Origin of the sequence: Bradyrhizobium sp. UFLA01-814, from assembly GCF_046718885.1 — a bacterium.
Taxonomy (GTDB): Bacteria; Pseudomonadota; Alphaproteobacteria; order Rhizobiales; family Xanthobacteraceae; genus Bradyrhizobium; species Bradyrhizobium elkanii.
The window spans coordinates 1-14,739 of the sequence record NZ_JAQOSR010000195.1 but is presented as its reverse complement, the minus strand read 5'-3'; the positions used below and the strand labels follow the sequence as shown (position 1 = coordinate 14,739).

Below are 14,739 nucleotides of genomic sequence, written 5' to 3'. Positions count from 1 at the left end.
ATCCGATCTCACCAAACAGCTCTTGTGCCACGGGGGCCGTCCACATATGGGTCCTGGCTTTCGCCAGGACGACGGCGATGGAGGGAATGCTGAGTGTGGCGAACTCAATCCCGCGCGATGATCTCGCGTTCGCCGCGATGTACGCTGGTGCCGTGGAGCCGGAAGCCCGCGCGGCGGCGGACCAGGAATTTCGGCCTCCGCGCGCGGATCGCGTTGCGGCGACGGCGGCGCGGGGAGGGTGTCCGCGGCGCCGGCTCGGTCAGTTGCGGGAGACGGAAGATGTCGCTCCACATCTGCCAGGCGGAGCTGATCTCCTCGGCATCCGAACTGGCGCCGAGCGGAATGCTGAGCGCGGGATCGCGGTGAACCAGCACCAGCATCTGCGCGTCGTCGATGCCGCGCACCGCGACGCCGAGAAAGTCGCTGACGCGAACATTGACCGCCATCCGCATGCCGAGAACGGCACGGCGCAGCACGACATGTTCGCGATGAAGCTCGACCTGCCGCATGCCGCCATCCGCGCGCGAATCCTGCGCGTGGAAGCTGAGCGGAAGGGAAAGAGGGTCGAGCCGCAATGCGCAGCTCGACCCGGCGGAATTGATTCCGCTTGTTGGTGTTTGACGCCTCAAAGCTCTGTCTCCCCGCCGGGATTTTGTTCCCGGTCGTTGTGTGAGAGCCTAGCCGAGCGATGTCCGTTCCCCCTTAAAAAGCCTGGTTAATCCCTCCTCACCTCGTGCCATGATTGACAAGAGGTTGGCCCGCATGATTGACGAAGCCTTGCCCCGATCACTCAAATCTTTGTTGCCTGCCGGCGCAAAGTGCTTGAAATCCCTGTGAAACCGGCACATCTGGTGGATCTGTCGACCTCGTTCCGGGCCCCCCTCAATCCGCAGGAATTCGTTCGTGAACTCTTCACCATCTGCATCGCGACACGGCGATACCTCCGATCTGTTCGACCAATCGGGCCTGAGCGACCTCGCGCAGCGCCTGGTCGATGCCGCAAAGCGCGCGGGCGCCGATGCGGCCGACGCCATCGCGGTGCGCGGCGTCTCGCAGGGCGTCGAGGTGCGCGACGGCCGCGTCGAGGAAACCGAGCGCTCCGAAGGCGATGACGTCGGCCTGCGGGTGTTCGTCGGCCAGCGCCAGGCGGTGGTGTCGACCAATGACGTCAGCGGCGACGGGGTCGCCAAGCTTGCCGAGCGTGCGGTCGCGATGGCGCGCGTGGCGCCGGACGACAAATATGTCGGTCTCGCCGATCCGGCGCTCCACGCCCACGATTTCCCCGATCTCGATCTGCTCGATCGCAAGGTTCCGAGCACGGCCGAACTGGAGCAGCGCGCGATCGAAGCGGAGGCTGCGGCGCTCGCGGTCAAGGGTGTCACCAAGTCCGGCGGCGCGTCGGCCTCGACCGGGATCGGCGGCATGGTGCTGGTGACGTCGACCGGCTTCCACGGTTCTTATCTGCGCTCCAGCCACGGCATCTCGACCACGGCGATTTCCGGTGAGGGCACCGGCATGGAGCGCGACTACGATTTCACCAGCGCGCCGCATGCCTCCGATCTCGATTCACCTGCCACCGTCGGCCGCAAGGCCGGCGAGCGCGCGGTGGCGCGGGGCAATCCGCGCAAGGTCGAGACCTGCAAGGTGCCGGTGGTGTTCGATCCGCGGGTCGCCGGCTCGATCGTCGGCCATCTGGTCGGCGCCATCAACGGCGCCTCGATCGCGCGCAAGACCAGCTTCCTGAAGGACAAGCTCGGCGAGCAGCTGTTCTCCAGGGACATCCGCATCATCGACGATCCCTTGCGCGTGCGTGGCCTGCGCTCGCAGACCTTCGATGCCGAGGGTGTCAAAGTGCGGAAGACGGCGCTGATCGATGCGGGCGTGCTCACCACCTGGGTGCTGGATTCGGCGACCGCGCGCGAGCTCGGCTTGGTGACGACGGGGCATGCGCATCGCGGTGTGTCGTCCTCGCCGTCGCCCGGAACGTATAATCTGCATCTCGAGCCGGGTGCGGTGACGCCGAAGGAGCTGATCTCCGACATCAAGCAGGGCTTCTATGTCACCGACCTGATCGGCTCCGGCGTCAACGGCGTGACCGGCGATTACAGCCGCGGCGCGTCCGGCTTCTGGATCGAGAACGGCGAGATCACCTATCCGGTCAGCGAAGTGACCATCGCCGGCCATCTGCTGCCGATGTTCAAGTCGCTGGTCGCCGCCAACGATCTGGAATTCCGCTACGGCGTCAATTCGCCGACGCTGCGCATCGAGGGCCTGACGCTTGGCGGACGCTGATACGGACGACTGGACCAAGGCGCGCGATGCCGCCTTGCTGATCAGATCGGTGCAGGAAGCGGGCCGGCTCGCCTCGTCGCTGTTCCGCACCGAATTGAAGAACTGGATCAAGGGCGCGTCCTCGCCGGTCTCCGAGGCCGACATCGCGGTCAACGACCTCCTGGAGCAGCAGCTGCGTTCGGCAACGCCCGGCTATGGCTGGCTGTCGGAAGAGAGCGCCGACAACGACTCCCGGCTTGGCAGGCGCTTCATCTGGATCGTCGATCCGATCGATGGCACCCGCGCCTATCTCGCCGGTCGCGAGGATTGGTGCGTTAGTGTGGCGCTGGTTGAAAATGCATCGCCGGTGCTCGCGGCGGTGTATGCACCGGTCAGCGAGGAATTCTTCTTCGCCGCCCGCGGACAGGGCGCCACCCTGAACGACGGCGCGGTGCATGCAACCGCAGGCACCGATTTCAATTTTCCACGGATGGCGGGACCGAAGCCGCTGGTGCAGCGGCTCAGCCCGACGCCGGACGAGATCACGCTCTATCCGCGGATCGGATCGCTGGCGCTGCGGCTGTGCCGTGTAGCACAAGGTCGACTTGACGCGGCCTTTGCCGGCGGGCAAAGCCGCGACTGGGATCTTGCCGCCGCGAATTTGATCGTGCAGGAAGCGGGTGGTAAGATGACCGCGCTCTCGGGGGACGCGATTGAGTACAATCGCCGGGAGGTGACGCATGGGGTGCTGGTGGCAGCAGGACGCGAACGTCATGCACGCATTGTCGAGCATTTTCGCAGCCGTCCTTTGCCGTGAGGCCCCACCGATCCGCGCCGCGTTTCCGATTGTGACGACCAGACCTGCTGCGACAGCCTTGTGACGACCAGACTTGTGACGACCAGACCTGTGACGACCACGACTTCATTTGTTTGCCGGGCATCTCGTTAGGAAAACCACCATCATGTCAGACAATGCCCAGCCCCAGCTGCTTCACCTCGTGATCGGCGGCGAGTTGACCGATCTCGAGCACAACACCTTCAAGAATCTGGACGAAGTCGAGATCGTCGGCGTCTACCCGAACTATGCGACCGCCTATGCAGCCTGGAAGGCGAAGGCGCAGCAGACCGTGGACAACGCCCAGATGCGCTATTTCGTCGTTCATCTCCACCGGTTGCTCGATCCTGAGCAGGACACAAAGCATTCCCATTGAAACGACTTTTTCGCGATCTGCTGCGCAGCGGCTTCGTGCAGCGCGCGCTGGGTGTGCTTGCGGCCGAGTATCTGAGGCTGGTGTGGTGCACCAACCGCTTCAGCTACCAGCCGCATGACGTGTACGGGATCGTCGAGCCCCTGATGCCGGCGATCTTCGTGTTCTGGCACGGCCAGCACTTCATGACGCCGTTCATCAAGACCAAGGAGAGCTACCGCGCCAAGGTGCTGATCTCCCGCCACCGCGACGGTGAATTCAACGCCCTCGCGGTGGAGCGGCTCGGCATCGGCACTATCAGAGGTTCCGGCGATCATTCCGGCGCGTTCCATCGCAAGGGCGGCGTCGGCGCCTTCCTGGAGATGGTTCGGGCGCTGGAAAACGGCTGCAACATGGCCACCACCGCCGACGTGCCGAAGCGGGCGCGGGTGGCAGGCCTCGGGGCCATCATGCTGGCGCGGGAGACCGGCCGGCCGATCATGCCCTTTGCGATGGTCACCAGCCGATTCATCCGGTTGAAAAACTGGGATTCGACCACCATCAATTTGCCATTCGGGCGCGGCGCAGTGGTAGGTATTGAGCCGGTCTATGTGCCGCCCGACGCCGACGCCGCGACGATGGAAAAGCTTCGGCAGCACGTGGAGGAACTTCTCAACGAAGCGACCCGACGTGCCTATGCAGCGGTCGGGCGGCCGGAGGCAGCGCTTGGCTAGCTCGCTACCGATGACGTTGCGTGTGTACCGCAAGCTGTCGTCCGCGATGGTGCCGCTCGCGCCTGCCCTGATCAAGCGGCGGCTCAAGCTCGGCAAGGAAGATCCCGAACGCGTCGGCGAACGGCGCGGCGTGAGCGCCGATACCAGGCCGCAGGGCCCGCTGGTGTGGATTCACGGCGCCAGCGTCGGCGAGGTGCTGGCGGCGGCCGGGCTGATCGAGCGGCTGCGCGCGCTCAATCTGCGCATCCTGCTCACCTCGGGCACGGTGACCTCGGCCGCGATTGTGGCCAAGCGCTTCCCGCCCGACGTCATCCATCAATACGTGCCGTATGACTCGCCGCGTTATGTGACGCGTTTCCTCGATCACTGGCATCCGTCGCTGGCGCTGTTCATCGAATCCGATTTGTGGCCGAACCTGATCCTGTCGAGCGCCGCGCGGCGGCTGCCGATGGTGCTGATCAACGGGCGGATGTCGCAGCGCTCGTTTCCGCGCTGGCGCCGGGTCTCCAACACCATCGGCGCGCTGCTCGGACGGTTCGACATCTGTCTCGCGCAGTCGAACACCGACGCCGAACGCTTTGCCGCGCTTGGCAGCCAAAACGTCGTCGTCACCGGCAACCTCAAGCTCGACGTCGCGGCGCCGCCGGCCGATCCGGCCAAGCTGGAGCGGCTGATGTCGGTGACGCGCGGCCGCGCCATAGTGGTTGCCGCCTCGACCCATCCCGGCGAGGAAGAAATCCTGATCGAGGCGCACAAGTCGCTCGCGGGATTCTTCCCCGGCCTGCTCACAGTGATCGTGCCGCGGCATGCCGCGCGCGGCGAGGCGGTGGCGCGGCTGGTGACGGAGGCCGGCCTGCGCCCCGGCCTGCGCTCGCACGAGGATCTGCCGGTCGCGACGACGGATATCTATGTCGCCGATACGATGGGCGAGCTCGGCCTGTTCTATCGCCTCGCGCCGATCGTGTTCATGGGCGGCTCGCTGGTCGCGCATGGTGGCCAGAATCCGATCGAGGCGATCAAGCTTGGCGCGGCGATCGTGCACGGCCCGCACGTGTTCAACTTCACCGATGTCTATGAGGCGCTCGATCGCGCCGGCGGCGCGCGCCGCGCTGATGATCGGGAAGCGCTGGTCAAGCAGCTCGGCCAGTTCCTTGCTGATTCCGCGGCACGCGACACTTCGCTGGCGGCCTCCGAGCGCGTCGTCGAACAGCTTGGTGGCGCGCTGGAGCGCACGGTGACCGCTCTCGAGCCCTATCTGTTGCAGTTGCGGCTCGAGATGGGAGCCGCCAATGCGTGAGCCGGCCTTCTGGCACCGGCCGTCGTCTTGGACATCGCAACTGCTCCAACCGCTTGCCGCGCTTTACGGCGCGGTCGCCGCACGGCGCATGCGGCAATCCGGCGTCGACGCCGGCATTCCCGTGATCTGCGTCGGCAATTACCATGTCGGCGGCGCCGGCAAGACGCCGACGGTGCTGGCGCTGGCAAAATTGCTGCGCGAAATTGACGAGCGGCCGGTGGTGCTCAGCCGCGGCTATGGCGGCAGGCTCGGCGGCCCGGTCAAGGTCGATCGCGACAGCCACACGGCGGCCGATGTCGGCGACGAGCCGCTGATGATGGCGGCGAGCTTGCCGGTCGTGGTGTCGCGCGACCGCGCCGCAGGCCTGGCGCTGGCGCGCGCGCAGGACGCCAGCGTGATCCTGATGGATGACGGCTTCCAGAATCCGAGCGTGCTCAAGGACACGTGCGTGATCGTGATCGACGGCACGCGCGGCGTCGGCAATGGCCGCGTGATTCCGGCGGGACCGTTGCGTGCGCCGCTGGCGCCGCAGCTGGAACGGACCGACGCGCTGATCGTTGTCGGCGAGGGGAGCGCGGCGCAAAGGATTGCTGCCGAGCTGGCGTCCCGCGGCAAGCCGGTGCTGTCGGCGCATCTGAAGCCGGACCAGGCTTCGCTGGCGGCGCTGAGCGGAACACGTGCGCTCGCCTTCGCCGGCATCGGCGATCCCGCGCGCTTCTTCAACACGTTGCGCTCAAGCGGCGTCGACGTCGTGCGCAGCAAAGCTTTCGCCGATCATCATGCCTTCACGAAGGAGGAGATCGATCAGCTTGTTGCCGACGCGCGTCGCGACGCCCTGACGCTGGTGACGACGGAAAAGGATCTCGCGCGGTTACGTGGTCCGGACGGGATGCCGGCCTGGGCACAGGCGATCGTGCCGTTCGCGGTGACGCTGCAATTTGATGATGGCGACGCGCTGCGGCGCCTGGTGGCCGATCAGCTGTTCAGGGCACGGGACAGGAGGCTCTCCAAATGAGCCAGGCCTCGTGCCTAGGCCTGCGGCTTGAGGACGCCGGGATGGTGGCGCTGCAGCACCGCGGTCGGGGTGGCGTAGGCTTCCTGCAGATCGACGCTCCAGTACTTCAACTCGTCGAGCGGAATCCGGACGTCGGTGATGGCACAGCGCACAAAGGTGCCGGGCGAGATCACGCGGAAATCGCCGTCGAGATATTGCACCTGCGCTTCGCCATGGCCCGAGGGACCGAACTTGTTCAGCACGATTGAGCTCTCCGCCTTGCCTCCAACGAGGCCATCTGGATGTCGATGAAACCGTCTATCACAGATAGGGTGTCATGTCCGCCCGTTAAACCACCGACTTGTGATGATTTGGCGGCGGACGCGCATGGTAGCCTTGCGGCCGTGGTCCGCTGTGTTTGCAGCGCCATAACGAGCCGGCCGGATTGGATGCGCCTCAAGTCAGTTTTCATGTGCCTCGCCATGCTTGCCGTGCCGGCCGCGGCCGCGGCGCCGCTCCCGGCCCCGCATCAGGTCGAGATCCCCGAAGGCAACGTCACGCTGCACGCGCAGCTCTACCGGCCCGATGGCGACGGCCCGTTCCCGACCGTGATCGCGCTGCATGGCTGCGGCGGTCTCGCCGGCCGTTCCGAGCCGGTCCTGCCGCGCTATCGCGACTGGGCCGAGCAACTGCTGACGACCGGCCATGCGGTACTGCTGCCGGACAGCTACGGCTCGCGCGAGCTCGGTCCGCAGTGCCGCATCAGGGAGCATCAGGTCCAGACCCGCCGTGCACGGGTCGCCGACATCAATGCGGCGCGGCAATGGCTGGTGCAGCAGAAATGGGTGGCGAAGCGCCGCATCAGCCTGATCGGCTGGGGCAACGGCGCCGCCGCTTTGCTGTGGGCGGTGCGGCCGCAGATGTGGTCGCGCAACGTCGAGCCGGATTTTCGCTCGGCGGTCGCGTTTTATCCGGATTGCCGCGCCTCGTTCGGCCTTGGCTGGAGCGCGCGGGTGCCGACGCTGGTCCTGATCGGCGCGCGCGACGACGTGACATCGTCATCGGCCTGCCACCAGATGGTCGACGGCGCCCGCGGCCGTAGCGCACTGGCGCGGATCGTGGTCTATCCCGAGGCCTATCACGACTTCGACCGTCCCAACCTGCCGCTGCACGCGGTCGCGGCCTCCGATGCCGAGATCGCCGAGCGCGGTCACATCGGCACCGATACCGGCGCGCGCAAGGATGCGCAAAAGCAAGTCGCCGAGTGGCTGTCGCGCTAAAACAAGCTGCCCTGGTCCACCGGCTTAGTGATGCGCTTCGGCGCCGCAGGCTTTGCCTCACGCGGCTGAGGCTTCGGCTGGCTCTCGGGCGCTACTGTTGCCGGGGGCTGATCGGCATTCGCGGTGGCGGCGACGCGGCCATCGGCGAACTCGATCGACAGGCCGGCGTTCGGGCCGACCGCCGCGGCGGAGTGCAGGGCGTGGCCGTGCTCGTCGCGCACCAGCGCAAAGCCGCGCGCCAGCACGCCGCGATAGGACAGCGCCGATAGCAGCTGGCCGCTATGGGCGACGCGCGCCTCGAGCCGCTGCATCGTCGTCACCAGCGCGCGCCGGGCGCGCTCGGCGAGGCGGTGGGTGCGCTCGAGATCGCGGGCGATGGCGTTGCGCTGGGCCTTGGCATTGGCGAGCTTCGAGGCCTTGAGCCGGATCTCGAGCCCGCTGAAGCGCTCGCGCCTGCGATGCAGCAGCGCGCGCGCCGACAGCGTGATGCGCTCGCCGGATGCGGTGAGCCGCTGCCGTGCATGCGCGATCTGGCCGCGCAGCACGCCGATGGTGAGGCGCGAACTGCTCGCCGCAAAGCGGCGGAAATGCGCATGCGTATTGGCCTTCAGCCCGCGCGGCAGTCCTGCTGCGAGATGATCGAGCCGCTGCCGCGGGATCGCCAGCAGCTCGTGCGCCGCCGGCAGCGCCCGCGCCGCGGCGCGCAGCTCGGTGCGGCGGGCCTCCTGGGCGCGTTGCCAGCACACCATGGTGCGGCGGGCGAGCGCGGCAACCTCGACGAACAGCTCGCTGCGCACCGGTACCGCCATCTCCGCGGCGGCGGTCGGCGTCGGCGCGCGCTTGTCGGCGACGAAGTCGATCAGCGTGATGTCGGTCTCGTGGCCGACCGCGGAGATCAGCGGGATGTGGCTCTCGGCCGCGGCGCGGACCACGATCTCCTCGTTGAACGACCAGAGGTCCTCCAGCGAGCCGCCGCCGCGCGCGACGATCAAGAGGTCAGGCCGTGGAATCCGGCCGCCCTCCGGCAGCGCGTTGAAGCCGCGGATCGCGGCCGCCACCTGTTCGGCCGAGCCGTCGCCCTGCACCTTGACCGGCCAGACCAGCACGCGGCGGGGAAAGCGGTCCTCCAGCCGGTGCAGGATGTCGCGGATCACGGCGCCGGTCGGCGAGGTGACGACGCCGATCACCTCGGGCAGCCAGGGCAAAAGCTGCTTGCGGGCCTCGTCGAACAGGCCCTCGGCGGCGAGCTTCTTCTTGCGCTCCTCCATCAGCGCCATCAGCGCGCCGACGCCGGCCGGCTCCAGCGAATCGATGACGATCTGGTACTTCGAGGAGTTCGGATAGGTGGTCAGCTTGCCGGTGGCGATGACCTCGAGGCCCTCCTGCGGCTTGAAGCGCATCCGGGCATGGGCGAACTTCCAGATCACCGCCTCGATCTTGGCGCTCTCGTCCTTCAGCGCGAAATAGCAGTGGCCGGAGGAATGCGGGCCGCGAAAACCCGAAATCTCGCCGCGGACACGGACATGGCCGAAGCGGTCCTCCACCGTCCGCTTCAGGGCGGAGGAGAGTTCCGAGACGGTGAATTCAGGCGCGTTGACGAGATTCGGTGCGGCGGTCATCTGATCTATAGAATCGGGGTTTTCGACCCCGTGTGCAAGGTCCGGACGCCGCGTTTCGGGCGTCGAATCACATATCCACATCTGATCGAACCGCGTGTTGCTGCGGTTCGGGAGCGTGCTAAACCGGACGAAATGGCGTTACAACCCCTCTGATCGGCGACACAGATGAACATCCTCCTGCTCGGTTCCGGCGGCCGCGAACATGCGCTGGCGTGGAAGATCGCCGCGTCCCCGCTGGTGACGAAACTCTGGTGCGCGCCGGGCAATGCCGGGATCGCGCGCGAGGCCGAATGCGTCGCGCTCGACGTCGCCGACCACGCCGCGGTGATCGAATTCTGCCGGCGCAATGCGGTCGATCTGGTGGTGGTCGGTCCGGAGACGCCGCTCGCCGCCGGGATCGTCGACGACCTCGCCGCGGTCGACATCAAGGCGTTCGGGCCGAGCAAGCAGGCCGCCCAGCTGGAGGGCTCCAAGGGTTTCACAAAGGACCTCTGCAGCGAGTTCGACATTCCGACCGGTGCCTATCGCCGCTTCGACAATGCGAAGGACGCGGTGGCCTATGTCCGCGCCCAGGGCGCGCCGATCGTGGTCAAGGCCGATGGACTTGCGGCCGGCAAGGGCGTCGTGGTGGCACAGACGCTGCCCGAGGCCGAGGCCGCGATTGCGATGATGTTCGAGGGCGCGTTCGGCTCGGCCGGCGCCGAGGTCGTGATCGAGGAATTCCTCTCGGGTCGCGAGATCAGCTTCTTCGCGCTGTGCGACGGCGAGACCGCGATCCCGCTGGCCTCGGCGCAGGACCACAAGCGGGTGTTCGATCACGACAAGGGGCCGAACACCGGCGGCATGGGCGCCTATTCGCCGACGCCGTTCGTGACATCAGAGGTGCACGACCAGATCATGGCGCGGATCATCCTGCCGACGGTGGCCGGGATGAAGAGCCGCGGCATGCCGTTCAAGGGCGTGCTCTATGCCGGCGTGATGCTGACCGCGCAGGGCCCAAAACTGTTCGAATACAATGTCCGCTTCGGCGATCCCGAGTGCCAGGTGCTGATGCTGCGGATGATGTCGGACATCGTGCCGGCGCTGCTCGCCTCCATCGACGGGCAATTGAAGAACTTCGATCTGCGCTGGTATCCGGACCCGGCGCTGACGGTGGTGATGGCGGCCAAGGGCTATCCCGGCGATTACATCAAGGGCACGCGGATCGACGGTCTCGACGACGCCGCCAAGGTCGAGGGCGTCGAGATCTTCCACGCCGGCACGGTGGCGAAGGATGGCGCAATCATCGCCAATGGCGGCCGGGTGCTGAACGTCTGCGCGATGGGCAAGACGGTCACCGAGGCGCGCGACCGCGCCTATCAGGCTGTCGATCGGATCAAATGGCCGGACGGATTCTGCCGTCGCGACATTGCCTGGCAGGCGGTGGAGGCGGAGAAGGGTTGATCGATCCGGCCTCAGCGGCGACAATGGCGCGCCCGGGGGCCTTCGAATGACGGATTTCAGACTGCCCGAGACGCACTATGCGCAAAGCGCCGACGCGAGCATCGCCTATCAGGTGATGGGCGATGGTCCTGTCGACATCATCCTTGTCCCCGGCTTGTTCTCGCACATCGAGTTCATGCACGAGATGCCCGGCTACACCGCCGTGCTGCGCCGCCTGTCGCGCTTCGCCCGGGTCGTGACCTTCGACAAACGCGGACAGGGATTGTCGGATCGGATGACCGGCGCGCCCTCCCTCGAGCAGCGCATGGACGACGTCCGGGCCATCATGGATGCCATCAGCTCCACGAAGGCGGTGTTGTTCGGCTTCTCCGAGGGCTGTCCGATGAGTGTGCTGTTTGCAGCGACCTATCCGGACCGCGTTTCGCATCTCGTTCTGCTCGGCAGTTTTGCCCGCTCGAAGGATCGCCTGCCGGACGACGTGTGGCAGCTGCGCTGCGACGAGATCGTGCGGAACTGGGGTTCCGGCGACACGGTCAAGACTGTCGCGCCGAGCCAGGCAACGAATGCAGAAGTGATCGCGCAGATCGCGAAATTCGAGCGGCTGTCGAGCAGTCCGGGAGCGTTGCGGACGCTGCTCGTTCTCAATCGCGCGATCGACGTCACGACGATCCTGCCGATGCTCCAGACTCCGACGCTTGTCCTGCATCGAATCGGCGATGCCCGCGTTCCCGTGGCGCTCGGCCGTGCTGTCGCGCGCTCGATCCCCGCCGCGAAATACGTGGAATATCCGGGCTGCGATCACTACTATTGGGTCGGCGAGACCGAGGCGATGCTCGGCGATGTCGAGGAATTCGTCACCGGCCATCGCGATGGTGGTGATGCCGAACTCGACCGTGTGCTTGCGACCGTGCTGTTCACCGATATCGTCGATTCGACCCGAAGCGCCGCGGTGATGGGAGATCATCGTTGGCGACGTCTGCTCGACGATCACGATCAACTCGCACAGCAGATGGTCGGCCGCCATCGCGGCCATCTGGTGAAGAGCACTGGCGACGGCATTCTGGCGACCTTCGACGGTCCCGGCCGCGCCGTGCGCTGTGCGCTGGCGTTCGGCTCGGCCGCGCGGCAGATCGGCCTGCCGGTGCGAGCAGGCCTGCACACCGGCGAGATCGAGGTGAGGGGGCGGATATCGGCGGCATAGCGGTACACGCCGCGGCGCGCGTGATGTCGCAGTGCGGCTCGAACGAGGTGCTGGTGTCACGCGTGGTGACCGATCTGGTCGCGGGCGCCGGGTTGAAATTCGCCGAGCGCGGCGCGTTCGAGCTGAAGGGACTGCCCGGGACATGGGAGCTGTTTGCGGCGAGTGGCTAGACTAGGCTCGGCCCCACGCCGTCATTCCGGACGACGCGCATCGCGCGCCGATCCGGAATCTCGATGTTGTGGGCACCTTCTCACCTTATCTCGAGATTCCGGGTTCGGCGCGTTGCGCCGCCCCGGAATGACGAAGTGGTCAGAGCAGATCCCCGCCCGCCGCTGACGCCGTGGTGCCGTGCTCGCGGAACGCCTTGATGACGTTCTTGCCGATCTTCCACTTGTGCACCTCGTCGGGGCCGTCGACCAGCCGCTGCGAGCGCACCTGGGTGTACCACTTCGCCAGCGGTGTATCCTGGCTGAAGCCGAGCGCGCCGTGGAGCTGGATCGCGGTGTCGATCACCTTGTGCACCATGTGGGCATGGAAGATCTTGGCGATCGAGTTCTCCTGGCGGATGTCGAGGCCCTTCTCGGCCTTGTAGGCGATATGCAGCAGCATCAGCCGGCCGATATAGAGCTCGCTCGCGCAGTCGGCGAGCATGAACTGCACCGCCTGACGGTCGGCCAGCAGCTGGCCGAAGGTCGAGCGTTTTGTCACGTGGGCGGCCGCCATGTCGAGCGCGCGCTGCGCCTTGGCAACGTTGTGCATGCCGTGGCGCAGCCGGCCGTAGGCGAGGCGGTGCTGCCCCATGTTGAAGCCGTTGCCTTCGCCGCCGAGCAGATTGTCGGCCGGCACCTTCAGATCCTTGATCTCGATCTCGGAGTGGCCGCCGTGGATCACGTCGTCATGCGGCCCCTCGATCGCCATGTTGGCGACGTTGCGCTTGATGCGGTAGCCGGGGTTGGGCAGCTCGACGATGAAGGTCGAGTACTGCTTGTGGCGCGGCGCGTTCGGATCGGTCTTCGCCATGACCAGCGCGAGGTCGGCGACGCTCGCCGACGAGGAAAACCATTTCTCGCCGTTGAGGATGTAGTTCTCGTTGCCGTCCTTCACGGCGGTGGTCTGCATGCCGGTGGCATCGGCGCCGGCGGCCTTTTCGGTCATCGAGAAGCAGATCCGCTTCTCGCCGTTCAGCAGGGGCTTGAGGAATTTTTCCTTCTGGTACTCGGTGCCGTGCGCCAGGATTGTCATCATCGAGGCGTCGTCCGGTCCCTGCGTGTTCATCGAGAGCGCGCCGAGCATGCTCTCGCCGAGCTCCATCTGCACCAGCGCGTTGGCGAGCGGGCCGAGCCCCATACCGCCATACTCCTTCGGCACGAACGGGCACCACAGACCCTGCGCGCGGGCCTTCTTCCGCAGCGGTCCCAGCACCTCGGCGAGCGGCTTGCTGTCGAGTTCCTTTTCCGCCGGAATGCACTCGTCGTGCACGAATTTGCGAACCTTCTCGCGGATCGCCTTGGCCTCCGCGGGGATTTCGAAGTCGATCGACATGGCACTTCCTCGTTTCATGTTGTTGTTGGCAGGACTTGAGGATGGCATAAACCTCGCCAAAGCCAGCGGCAACGCCGAACAAAGTTTGAAGCAGCGCCCGCGACAGGGAAGGAGCTACCGATGCCTGATCTCGCTGATCTTTTTCCCGGCTATGAATCAAAATGGATCAACACCTCGCAGGGCCGCATCTTCGCCCGCGTCGGCGGCAAGGGCCCGCCATTGCTGTTGCTGCACGGCTTCTCCTCGACGCATGTGATGTGGCACACGGTTGCGCCGAAACTCGACGACAGCTTCACGCTGATCGTCGCCGACCTGCCGGGCTACGGCTGGTCCGACATGCCCGACAGCGACAAGGACCATACGCCCTACACCAAGCGGGTCTGGGCGAAGACCATGGTCGAGGTGATGGAGCAGCTCGGCCACGTGCATTTCGCACTCGCTGGCCACGACCGCGGCGGCCGGGTGTCGTACCGGCTCGCGCTCGATCATCCCGGCCGGCTCTCGAAGCTTGCGGTGCTCGATATCGCGCCGACCTATGATTACTGGCAGAAGCTCAATCGCCTCTCGGCGCTGAAGATCTACCACTGGGCGTTCCTGGCACAGCCCTATCCGCTGCCGGAGACGCTGATCTCCAACAATGGCGAATTCTTCCTCAAGGAGAAGATGGCGAGCCAGACCAAAAGCAAGACGCTGGAGGCGATCGATCCGCGCGCGCTCGCGCACTACCTCGCGCCATTCCGCGATCCCGCGCGCATCCACGCGATGTGCGAGGACTATCGCGCCGGCGCCTGTGCCGACTACGAGATCGACAAGGCCGATGTCGACGCCGGCAAGAAGATCACGGTCCCGATGCTGGCGCTGTGGGGCGATGCCGGGGTTGCCAGCGCGGCAACGACACCGCTCGACACCTGGAAGACCTGGGCCACCAATGTCAGCGGCGCGCCGGTGGCGTCGGGGCATTTCCTGCCCGAGGAGGCCCCGGACGCGACCGCGAAACTGCTGCGGGAGTTTTTCCTGGCGGGGTGACTCCGCTCGCGCACCGTCATCCGAAGAGACCGTGAATATATGACTCTCGATGACGCAACACACTCGATGTCGTCCCGGCGAAAGCCGGCAACTGTTATGTTGGTTTGGTCTGCAGGTACGGCTTTCGGTCTCGCATCATGGCATT

At 66.1% G+C, this 14,739-nt stretch carries 15 protein-coding genes; 11 read left to right on the top strand and 4 right to left on the bottom strand.

The window, feature by feature from the left end:
- Positions 1–104: 104 nt before the first annotated feature.
- Positions 105–629 carry a DUF6101 family protein gene (locus PMN64_RS37100; RefSeq protein ID WP_411784333.1) on the bottom strand — a complete coding sequence of 175 codons (525 nt, stop codon included), beginning with the start codon at positions 627–629 and terminating at the stop codon, positions 105–107.
- 274 nt (positions 630–903) lie between these two features.
- Between PMN64_RS37100 and PMN64_RS37095 the strand changes: the two genes are divergently transcribed.
- The 6 genes from PMN64_RS37095 (at position 904) to lpxK (ending at position 6,504) form a co-directional block, all read left to right on the top strand.
- Positions 904–2,292, top strand: a complete 1,389-nt coding sequence (locus PMN64_RS37095; RefSeq protein ID WP_411784332.1) for a TldD/PmbA family protein — start codon at positions 904–906, stop codon at positions 2,290–2,292.
- On the top strand, positions 2,279–3,088 hold the full coding sequence (locus tag PMN64_RS37090) for a 3'(2'),5'-bisphosphate nucleotidase CysQ (protein ID WP_411784331.1): 810 nt from the start codon (positions 2,279–2,281) through the stop codon (positions 3,086–3,088). Before PMN64_RS37095 ends, PMN64_RS37090 begins: the two co-directional genes overlap by 14 nt.
- 145 nt (positions 3,089–3,233) lie before the next feature.
- Positions 3,234–3,482 carry a DUF4170 domain-containing protein gene (locus PMN64_RS37085; protein ID WP_016848023.1) on the top strand — a complete coding sequence of 83 codons (249 nt, stop codon included), beginning with the start codon at positions 3,234–3,236 and terminating at the stop codon, positions 3,480–3,482.
- Positions 3,479–4,192 carry a lysophospholipid acyltransferase family protein gene (locus PMN64_RS37080; protein ID WP_411784330.1) on the top strand — a complete coding sequence of 238 codons (714 nt, stop codon included), beginning with the start codon at positions 3,479–3,481 and terminating at the stop codon, positions 4,190–4,192. The genes PMN64_RS37085 and PMN64_RS37080 overlap by 4 nt, the downstream gene beginning before the upstream one ends.
- Positions 4,155–5,489: a 3-deoxy-D-manno-octulosonic acid transferase gene (locus PMN64_RS37075; protein WP_411784329.1), complete on the top strand. Its 1,335-nt coding sequence runs from the start codon at positions 4,155–4,157 to the stop codon at positions 5,487–5,489. Before PMN64_RS37080 ends, PMN64_RS37075 begins: the two co-directional genes overlap by 38 nt.
- On the top strand, positions 5,482–6,504 hold the full coding sequence (lpxK, locus tag PMN64_RS37070; protein ID WP_411784328.1) for a tetraacyldisaccharide 4'-kinase: 1,023 nt from the start codon (positions 5,482–5,484) through the stop codon (positions 6,502–6,504). The genes PMN64_RS37075 and lpxK overlap by 8 nt, the downstream gene beginning before the upstream one ends.
- A gap of 14 nt (positions 6,505–6,518) precedes the next feature.
- Here lpxK and PMN64_RS37065 read toward each other — a convergent pair whose 3' ends face one another.
- Positions 6,519–6,746 carry a DUF2093 domain-containing protein gene (locus PMN64_RS37065; RefSeq protein ID WP_016848019.1) on the bottom strand — a complete coding sequence of 76 codons (228 nt, stop codon included), beginning with the start codon at positions 6,744–6,746 and terminating at the stop codon, positions 6,519–6,521.
- Between the two features lie 186 nt (positions 6,747–6,932).
- On the opposite strand from PMN64_RS37065, the gene PMN64_RS37060 reads away from it, so the two are divergent.
- On the top strand, positions 6,933–7,763 hold the full coding sequence (locus PMN64_RS37060; protein WP_411784327.1) for a dienelactone hydrolase family protein: 831 nt from the start codon (positions 6,933–6,935) through the stop codon (positions 7,761–7,763).
- Here the strand turns inward: PMN64_RS37060 and xseA are convergent.
- Positions 7,760–9,382 carry an exodeoxyribonuclease VII large subunit gene (xseA, locus tag PMN64_RS37055; protein WP_411784326.1) on the bottom strand — a complete coding sequence of 541 codons (1,623 nt, stop codon included), beginning with the start codon at positions 9,380–9,382 and terminating at the stop codon, positions 7,760–7,762. The two genes, PMN64_RS37060 and xseA, sit on opposite strands and share 4 nt — an antisense overlap.
- Positions 9,383–9,547: 165 nt before the next feature.
- On the opposite strand from xseA, the gene purD reads away from it, so the two are divergent.
- Genes purD through PMN64_RS37040 form a run of 3 tightly spaced genes read left to right on the top strand, consistent with a single transcriptional unit; the run spans position 9,548 to position 12,196 of the window.
- Entirely contained in the window at positions 9,548–10,825 is a 1,278-nt protein-coding gene (purD, locus tag PMN64_RS37050) for a phosphoribosylamine--glycine ligase (RefSeq protein ID WP_304498762.1), read from the top strand.
- Positions 10,826–10,871: 46 nt separating this feature from the next.
- Positions 10,872–12,026 (top strand): adenylate/guanylate cyclase domain-containing protein, encoded by a 1,155-nt coding sequence (locus PMN64_RS37045; protein WP_411784325.1) that lies wholly within the window; start codon positions 10,872–10,874, stop codon positions 12,024–12,026.
- A 23-nt stretch (positions 12,027–12,049) separates the two neighbouring features.
- Entirely contained in the window at positions 12,050–12,196 is a 147-nt protein-coding gene (locus PMN64_RS37040) for a hypothetical protein (protein WP_411784324.1), read from the top strand.
- A gap of 139 nt (positions 12,197–12,335) precedes the next feature.
- On the opposite strand, the gene PMN64_RS37035 is transcribed toward PMN64_RS37040, so the two are convergent.
- A complete protein-coding gene (locus tag PMN64_RS37035; protein WP_411784323.1) occupies positions 12,336–13,568 on the bottom strand; it encodes an acyl-CoA dehydrogenase family protein in 1,233 nt (410 codons plus the stop codon).
- A gap of 120 nt (positions 13,569–13,688) precedes the next feature.
- On the opposite strand from PMN64_RS37035, the gene PMN64_RS37030 reads away from it, so the two are divergent.
- Positions 13,689–14,594 (top strand): alpha/beta fold hydrolase, encoded by a 906-nt coding sequence (locus PMN64_RS37030; protein WP_411784322.1) that lies wholly within the window; start codon positions 13,689–13,691, stop codon positions 14,592–14,594.
- Positions 14,595–14,739 lie beyond the last annotated feature (145 nt).